Below are 8522 nucleotides of genomic sequence, written 5' to 3'. Positions count from 1 at the left end.
CACAGGAACTGCTCAGCGATTTGCGCCAGCGACGTTAATTATGGCGCGTCACATCGCGATAATGGGATGTTATCGCGACCCAGTCAGCGTGCTTGCACTGTAGCAGCACATTTGCTATATCGAAGATAGAGCAGATCCGAAGCCAAGGAGGACGTTGTGGCCACCGCCGCACATCAACCGCCGCGCCGCAAGCAGCGCGCAATCACCATTCGGTCCGACCATGCGCTCCAGCGCCTCGAACTTCTAGCGCGCGACGGGCGCAGCCAAGTCGAGATCATCGAGGAGGCGCTCGACCGCATGCCCCTTCCACCTGCTGTTGACGGTGAAGGCTTTCGCGCGGAAGTCGAGGCCATTCTCGCAGGCGTGCCCAAGCGCAACTATCCGACGATGGCCGAAATCGATGCCGAAATGTGGGATGAGGATGGCTTGCCCCGATGATTATCGACACGTCGGCGTTGATCGCGGTGCTGACCAATGAGGAGGGCAGGGATGCCTTGTTGGGTGCGATCATTGCGGAGCGAGGCGGAATACCCGCGCCCGCCCGCGTGGAGTTCCTGCGCGTGGCCGGCAACCAGCGCTTCGGCTTGCGGGAGAAAGCCGCGGAAATGCTCGCGAGTTTCGAGCGCGGTGGCTGTGCGACGCTGGCTTTCACTGCGGATCATGCACAGATCGCCATCAAGGCTGAGCCGCGTTACGGCTCGGGTAACGGCAATGGCGGTCCGCTGAACCTGCTCGATCTCATGGTCTATGCGGTGGTCAAGGAGCGGGGCGAGCCGTTGCTCTGCACGGGCAAGGATTTCGCGGCTACGGACCTGATACTTCACAAAGCAAGCCGGCCGTGGTGAGTCTGGCCGCGCGGGCTGCATCCTCAGCGGGCCGAAACCGGCGGTCTTGGGAGAAGGTCCAACTTGAAGTTTCTGCAAATTCCACCGAGCCGGTTTGGTCAGACTGACGGCCATGGCGAAAACGGCTCTCTCCCGTGCGCAAGCCCCGCCGTCGGCGCGGATCGACGATGTCGTCGGCGAGGTACGCGCGCTGGCGATCGGCAAGCCCGCCGTCGATCCCGCGCTGATCGAGGCGGCCGCCCGCGCGTGGTCGGCGAACACGGTGCGCGCCTTCCTGTCGGACCTCAAGCTCTGGGATGGCTGGTGCCGGCGCGCACGGGTGCGGGCAGGGGAGGCCAATGCCGAGACGGTGGCGGGGTACATCCGTGCGCTCTCGGGACAGGATCATGGAGAGGCAGGGAGGGCGACGTCGCAGCGCGCGGCCGCGACGATCGCGCGCTATCTCGTCAACATCGGTTGGGCCTATCGCATGGCCGGGCTCGATGACCCCACCGCGGCGCCGCTGGTCCGTCTCGAGCACAAGGCCGCCCGCAAGCTGCTCGGCACGCGCCAGCGCCAGGCACGGGGCATTCGCTACAAGGGCGATGTGTCGGACCTCGATGCGCCCGCCAGCGGCGTCTCGCTGGCGGTGCTGCTCAAGGCGACCCGCCGCGATCTGCTGGGCGCGCGCGACCGCGCGCTGCTGCTCGTCAATTACGACACCGGCTGCCGGCGCTCCGAGCTCGCCGCGATGCGGGTCGAGCATATCGACGGTGCGGATGTCGACGGCGCCGGCGTCGTCGACATCGATCGCAGCAAGACCGACCAGGAAGGGCAGGGGGCCCTGGCCTATCTCTCGCCCATGGCCATGCGCGCGATCGCGGAGTGGCGCGACAAGGCCGGTATCGACCGCGGGCCGCTGTTCCGGCGGGTGGAGACCTATTTCGACGGGTCGATCCGCGGGGTGGGGGCGGGGCCGCTGAACCCCGGCACGGTCACGCTGATCTACAAGCGGCTGCTGCGCCAGGCGTTCGACAAGAAGCTGCTGGGGGCGATGAGCGAGGCGGAGCTCGAACGCTGGGTCGCGGCAATTTCGAGCCATTCGATCCGGGTGGGCGTGGCGCAGGACAATTTCGCGGCCGGCGAGAGCCTGCCGGCGATCATGCAGGCCTACCGCTGGCGCGATCCCAAGACAGTGATGCGCTACGGCGCCAAACTTGCGGCGAAAAGTGGAGCTAGCGCGCGAATGGCGAGAAGGTTTGAGGACCGCTAGATCGGCAGAGCGCGGCGACACGCATCGCGAGAGCGCTCCATCGGCAATTCTCCCAGGCAGAACAGTCTTTGTTGCGAGTCGTTCGCAATCTGCGCTAACATGGTCGGGCTATGCCGACGAACGCTGTTGCCTTGACGCGCCTGCTGCTGAACGAACGCCCGTCGTTGCTTCGACTGGCGCAGCGGATCGTTGGCACCGCACCGGCGGCCGAGGACGTGACGCAATCGCTATGGCTGCGTATCCAGCGGGTCGAGGACGATCCGCCGATCATACACAAGCGGGCTTATCTCTACCGGCTCGCGACCAACCTAGCCGTCGATCACGCCCGCAGCGATCAGCGACGCGAGGATGTCCATGCCGCGGCGCAAGACCTGCTGTGGGGTTCCGATCCTTCCCTACAGCCTGATCGCATCGTCGATTCGCTTCACACCCTGCGCAGGGTCGAGGCGGCCGCGGAGACTTTACCCGAGCCGACGCGCTCGATCTTCCGCATGAACCGGATCGAGGGCCTGACCCAGCGCGAGATCGCGACGAGGGTGGGGCTTACGACCACGAGCATCGAGAACCACATCCGGAGAGCGCTCATCGCTCTCGGTCGTGCCCGAGACGGGAATGAGCCATCGGAGTGATATTCTTTGCGACGCTGCCTTGGGTAAGCACTATCGAGAACAGTCATAGGGATGCCGGAGCGCGTGCTATGCCCTCCGTCCTACCTGCGAAGGCGCGATGACCGATATACCCTCAGAGCGACATGGCTTCGATGCCTATAAGGTCGATCAGGCCCGCGATTGGATTGCGCGGCTCGGTTCGGGCGACATCACATCGGCGGAGCTGGCGGCGCTGCGCGCCTGGCTCGCAGATGACGGGGAAAATGCCCGGGCCTTCGAGCGGGAACGCGCACTATGGCAGGATATTGCTGTGATCGCGCCGGCCTTCGGCGAGACTTCGACCGGCGATGGGCAAAAGGGCAAGAGGGCAAGCTGGGCTCGCCGGCATCTCCAACAGGCGATCGGCGGTGCCATTGCCGCGTCACTGCTGATGATGGTTGCAGGGCCTCACCTCTATCTGCTGATGCGCTCGGACTATCGGACCGGAACCGGCGAGCGCCAGACCGCCGCGCTTCCCGATGGCTCGCGCGTCGTGCTCGATACCGATTCCGCGATAGCGCTCGCCTATGATGGAAACGAACGGCGGATCGAGCTGCTGCGTGGGCGGGCCTGGTTCGACGTGAAGCATGACGCCGCGCGGCCGTTCCGGGTGGCGGCGCAGGGCGGTGTCACCCAGGATATCGGCACGGCGTTCGCCGTCGAGCGGGATGACGACGGCGTGGACGTTGGCGTAAGCGAAGGCGTGGTGCGCGTTTCAGCGCCGGAAGGACGCGGCGAAGGCGTCACCCTTAAGGCCGGAGCGCGCGTGCGGTATCGGTCGGGAGGCCCGGCCGAACAACTTGCCACGACGGACAGCGCCAGCATTGCGGCGTGGCGATCGGGCGCGCTGCTGCTGCGCGACATGCCGCTGTCTCGTGCCATCGCCGAGATCGGCCGCTATCGCTCGGCGCCGATCTTCACTTTCGGTGATCTCGATGCGGCACAGCCGGTGAGCGGCGTCTACCGCACCGACCGGCCCGATGACGCGCTGGCGACGATCGCAGCGATGCGTGAGCTGCGTGTCCGTACGCTGCCCAGCGGCATCCTGATCGTGCAAGCCAAACCCGCCTCCTAAAAAATTTTCGGGCTCCCTTTGGGTAAGGGCATTCGAGAACAGTCATAGAGATGCCCAAAGCGATTTGCGATTGCGTCGCATAGGCAAGAGTGCCCGCCTTCGGTGGGTTTTGTGACCGATCGGGGGATTACCGAATGCTGCTTGCACTGCGAACCAACCGCTCCGCTTTCTCGCGCCGCCTATTCTGCGTGGCGAGCGCGCTCAGCCTCGTCCTGCCGGCCTCGGCGTGGGCGCAGTCCGCTCGATCGAATGCAGCGAGCGCGAGCCACAGCTTCGCGATCCCGGCACAACCGCTGGAAGCGGCACTCCAAGAGTATATGCAGGAGTCGGGCGTGCAGGTCGGCTATGAGAGCGCGGATGTCGCGGGCCGGACCAGCGGGGCGGTCAACGGTGCGTTCGGCCCCGGCGAGGCACTGTCGCGGCTGCTGAGCGGCACTGGCCTCACCTATCGCTTCACTGCGCCTACGGCGGTGCGGCTCGAGCCTGCGCCCTTGGCCGATGCCGGCACGGTGCAACTCGGCCCAGTGCGCGTGGAGGGTGACGGGAGAGCGACAGGTTCGGTACATTCAGGACGATATGCTGGCATCGAGGAAACGGGCACAGGTCCGGTGGACGGTTATATCGCGCGGCGTAGTGCAACGGCAACCAAGACCGACACCCCAATTATTGAAACGCCCCAATCTGTCTCGGTTGTATCCGCCGATCGTATCGAAGCCATTGGCGCCAACCGGATTGGCGATGCCCTGGCCTACACACCGGGCATCAAGGCGATCAACGGATATGATACTCGTTACGACTGGGTGATGCTGCGCGGCTTTGATGCCTACTCGCCCGGTTTCTACCTCGATGGGCTTCAGCTTCGCAACAGCGCCAATTATGCGGTCTGGCGGACGGAAACCTACGGAGCCGAGCGTGTCGAATTGCTGCGCGGTCCAGCCTCGGTCCTATATGGGCAGAACGGGCCAGGCGGCGTCATCAACGTCGTGAGCAAACGTCCGCTCTCCGAGCCATTGCATGAGATACAAGCCCAGATCGGCAATTTCTCGCGCTACCAGATCGCGAGTGACTTCGGTGGTCCGATCGGCAACGACGATCGTTGGAGCTATCGTCTGACTGGCCTCGCCCTCGATAGCGACACGCAGGTCGATCACGTATCCGACAACCGGATTTATATAGCGCCCGCTGTTACTTGGCGGCCATCAGGAAACACGTCGCTGACTGTGCTGGGACATTTTCAACGGCTGCGGAGCGGAACATCATCGGTGTTCCTGCCGCTTGCCGGCACGCTCCTTCCCAATCCCAATGGCCCTATCCGTCCTTCGACTTTCACCGGCGAGCCGGATTTCGACCGCTTCAATCAGGATCAATGGACGCTCGGCTACCTCTTCGAGCATCGCTTCGGTGAGACATGGACGATCCGTCAGAACGCTCGATACGGTGAGCTCAAGTCGGATTTTCGCCAGGTCTACGGCACGAGCTTTTTAACGGTTGACGAAGCCGATCCCGCAAGCGCCGCAAACTACCGTATTCTCGATCGCTAGGCCTTCGGCAGCTACGAGAAGGATGCCAGCTTCACGATCGACAATCAGGTCGAGGCAAAGCTCGGATCGGGCCGTTGGCGTAACACATTCCTGTTCGGGCTTGATTATCAGCGCGGCCGTTTTGATGTGGCGACATTCTTTGGAGCCGCTCCCAGCCTCGACATTTATGCGCCGGTCTACGGGCAAAGCGTCGCTACGGCAGATCCCTATATCGACTCTGTGACGACGCTGACGCAGACCGGTCTTTATGGGCAGGTACAGTCCAAGCTCGACGAGCGCTGGATCGTCACGCTCGGCGGTCGTTACGACTGGGCGAGCGTGCGGACCAACGACCATCTCGCCGCGTCGATATCCCGTCAAAAGGATGGCAAATTCAGCGGCCGCGCCGGTATCGTCTACCTGTCGCCGTCCGGCTTTGCGCCTTATGTGAGCTATTCGGAATCCTTTTCGCCGATCACGACGATCAACCCCGATACCTCCAAACCGTTCAGTCCCGAGACCGGCCAACAGTTCGAAGGGGGCCTGCGCTATCAGCCGCCTGGCCGCAAGGACAGCTACTCCATTGCCCTCTTCGAGGTGCGCAGGCAGAATTTCGTGAGCTTCGACACCAGCTTCCAGCCCCGCCAGACAGGGGAAGTTCGGGTGAGGGGTATCGAATTCGAGGCGTTGGTGCAGCCGATCCCCGACATGAACGTCACCGCAGCCTATAGCTGGACGCCTAAGGCGGACGTCACCAGCAGCAGCCGGCCCAGCGAGATCGGCAAGCAGATGCAGGCCGTTCCCGAGCATCAACTATCGCTGTGGGCGGATTATCGTTTCGCCATTGGCCTGAAGTTGGGGGCCGGTGCGCGTTACACGGGATCGACGCGCGGCTATGGCGAAAGCGCGCCCGTCAAGGTGCCAGGCTACACGCTGTTCGATGCCATGATCGGCTACGACTTCGGGCTTTGGCGGCTCGCTATCAATGCGCGCAACCTGACGAACAAATATTATTTCGGCAGCAACTGCGATGCTTATGGTTGTGGTGCGGGCGAGACGCGACGGGTCGTGGGAACGCTGACATATCGTTGGTAGAGTAATGTCGTCGCCTTTTCCCCTTGTCGGCCATAAAACGGCGGAGCACGCGATCAATGCCCCGGTCGTCCTGCCGATTTCGATCGAGCGCTACGGCTATACACCGCCGCCGGGGCGGCGCGTGCTCGCCTTCGTCGGCACCAGCTTCGTCTATGCGCTGATGGCGGTGGGGCTGTTCCTGTCGTTCGAGGTCAGCACGCCGCTGCCCAAGCCCTCGGCCCCGCTGGTCGTGACGCTGCTGCCGCTCGCCTCCCCGCCCGAGACACCGCCCAAGCCCAAGCAAGCCCCCAAGCCCGTCGAGAAGCACGAAAGCCTGCCGACGCCGCCAAGGGTCGAGCCGGTCGAACATACCCTCCTGCCGCTGCCGGCGATCTCGACGCCGCCACCCTCGCCGACGGTGAAGCCCGCCGATCCCGCGCCGCCGCAGCCCGACACGGCCGCGCCCAAGACGGCATCGGCCCCGCCCGCGCCGCAGGTATCGAGCAATGCGCCCGATACCTGGGAGGGGCGCGTGCTGGCGCGGTTGGAGAAGTTCCGGCGCTATCCGGGCGGTGCGCGCAGCGCCCGCCAGCAGGGCGTCGTCTACATCCGCTTCCGCATCAACCGCGACGGCCATGTGCTCACCTCGTCGCTGGTGCGGAGTTCCGGCTTCCCGGCGCTCGATCAGGCCGCGCTCGAGACGCTCCGGCGCGCCGATCCGCTGCCGAAGATACCGGCCGATCGGCCTGACGAAATCGAGCTTTCGGTGCCGGTCGAGTTCTATGTCCATTGATCGGCCGGTCGCTGCGCGGTTCAGCGAGCTTCGCCGCTCCGCAGATTTGAGCGCCATGACCAAAATTTCCCTTGGCCGCCACTCCCTCCGCAATCGACGCTACCGAGAGGGCGCGTCCGCCTCGAGCACAAAGCGGCGCGTAAGCTTGCTCGGCACGCGCCAGCGGCAGGATCGGGGGCATTCGCTATAATGGCGACGTATCCGATCTCGATGCGTCCGTTGGCGGCGTCTCGCGGGCGTTGCTGCTCAAGGCGACGCGATCTCCTTGGCGCACGCGACCGCGCGTTGCTGCACGCACTGACGCGGCTTTTCCGGCGCACATTACGTGAGACTGAGGCCCGGGAGGGCGCGGTCGGTGAGACGGACGCACAAGGACAAATCAGCGGCTCGCGCTGCTATGTCTCACAAGGGATGGTGGATTGGAAAGCTCGCCGATTTGTCGGTCAGAGGTGGAGGCCGAGAAACGACGCTCCCGCGACCGGGTTGAACGAGATGGGTTCAGCCGAAACGAAGCCGAGGTCCGCATATAGTTTGCGGGCGGGTAGGAACTTCGCCTGCACATCAAGTCGCATTTCGCGATAGCCGGCGACACGGGCTTCCGCGATCAGCCTCTCCGCCAGTACACGGCCAACGCGTTTGCCGCGCGCATCTGGACGGACATACAACCGCTTCATCTCACATATAGCCAGTGTGACCTGGCGCATGGCAACGCACCCCTCAATCACGCCATCTGCATCTGCAAGTAAGACGCAACCCTTAGGTGCAGCATACTTCTCGGTGAAGGTCGCGAACTCGACCTCGTTGTTCTGGTAATCGAGATTGACCGGAGAGTTGGCGATGAACTCTCGCCATATTTCTAGCACCGCTGGGCCGTCGGTGGGAAATTCCGCCCGTCTGATAATCGTCATGTCGGTACAGGATAATTAGGGATCGTGGCGACAATGGGGACGTGCCGGAGCACAGTAGGGCTGCCCCACAAACGAAGCAGACCGCGTGGAAAGTTGCTGCCATGTGTCGGGATGAGGGCGTGGTCGTCGCGACATACGCTGGCGGCCGGTCATCCTGTTTCTCGTATCCGTGCTACCCACCGCAGCTATCGGAGCCTGGTGGTTTGTGGCGACCCCAAGGCGATGATGGTACCGACATGGGGTTTGAGGATCATTGTGCTGGCCGCTTCACTCGCTTGGCGGCTCCTATCATGCCAGGGCACAACACCGGGATGGGCGGTCTCTTCGTCACGAGCAAGGATCCGAAGGCACCCAGAGGTGGCCTGGCAAAACTGCACAGCGGGTTAAGTGGATTTTCTGCCTGACGGC

At 63.8% G+C, this 8522-nt stretch carries 9 protein-coding genes; 8 read left to right on the top strand and 1 reads right to left on the bottom strand.

Annotated elements, in window-relative coordinates:
• The first annotated feature begins 156 nt into the window (after positions 1–156).
• The 8 genes from ACEK02_RS16390 to ACEK02_RS16355 all read left to right on the top strand — a co-directional run bounded on the left by ACEK02_RS16390 (position 157) and on the right by ACEK02_RS16355 (position 7206).
• Positions 157–438 (top strand): hypothetical protein, encoded by a 282-nt coding sequence (locus ACEK02_RS16390; RefSeq protein ID WP_371422649.1) that lies wholly within the window; start codon positions 157–159, stop codon positions 436–438.
• Entirely contained in the window at positions 435–845 is a 411-nt protein-coding gene (locus tag ACEK02_RS16385; RefSeq protein ID WP_371422648.1) for a type II toxin-antitoxin system VapC family toxin, read from the top strand. The genes ACEK02_RS16390 and ACEK02_RS16385 overlap by 4 nt, the downstream gene beginning before the upstream one ends.
• Positions 846–957: 112 nt before the next feature.
• Entirely contained in the window at positions 958–2097 is a 1140-nt protein-coding gene (locus tag ACEK02_RS16380) for a tyrosine-type recombinase/integrase (protein ID WP_371422647.1), read from the top strand.
• A 131-nt stretch (positions 2098–2228) separates the two neighbouring features.
• Entirely contained in the window at positions 2229–2726 is a 498-nt protein-coding gene (locus ACEK02_RS16375) for an RNA polymerase sigma factor (RefSeq protein WP_371422646.1), read from the top strand.
• A gap of 97 nt (positions 2727–2823) precedes the next feature.
• Positions 2824–3819: a FecR domain-containing protein gene (locus tag ACEK02_RS16370; RefSeq protein ID WP_371422645.1), complete on the top strand. Its 996-nt coding sequence runs from the start codon at positions 2824–2826 to the stop codon at positions 3817–3819.
• Between the two features lie 332 nt (positions 3820–4151).
• Entirely contained in the window at positions 4152–5360 is a 1209-nt protein-coding gene (locus tag ACEK02_RS16365) for a TonB-dependent siderophore receptor (RefSeq protein WP_371422644.1), read from the top strand.
• A 36-nt stretch (positions 5361–5396) separates the two neighbouring features.
• Positions 5397–6434 carry a TonB-dependent siderophore receptor gene (locus tag ACEK02_RS16360; protein ID WP_371422650.1) on the top strand — a complete coding sequence of 346 codons (1038 nt, stop codon included), beginning with the start codon at positions 5397–5399 and terminating at the stop codon, positions 6432–6434.
• A 4-nt stretch (positions 6435–6438) separates the two neighbouring features.
• Positions 6439–7206 (top strand): TonB family protein, encoded by a 768-nt coding sequence (locus ACEK02_RS16355; protein WP_371422643.1) that lies wholly within the window; start codon positions 6439–6441, stop codon positions 7204–7206.
• A gap of 443 nt (positions 7207–7649) precedes the next feature.
• On the opposite strand, the gene ACEK02_RS16350 is transcribed toward ACEK02_RS16355, so the two are convergent.
• A complete protein-coding gene (locus ACEK02_RS16350; RefSeq protein ID WP_371422642.1) occupies positions 7650–8114 on the bottom strand; it encodes an N-acetyltransferase family protein in 465 nt (154 codons plus the stop codon).
• Between the last annotated feature and the right edge of the window lie 408 nt (positions 8115–8522).

The organism is Tardiphaga sp., from assembly GCF_041424195.1.
Classification (GTDB): Bacteria; Pseudomonadota; Alphaproteobacteria; order Rhizobiales; family Xanthobacteraceae; genus Tardiphaga.
Note: the sequence above shows the minus strand (reverse complement) of the source record. Positions and strands in the feature narration are given on the sequence as shown.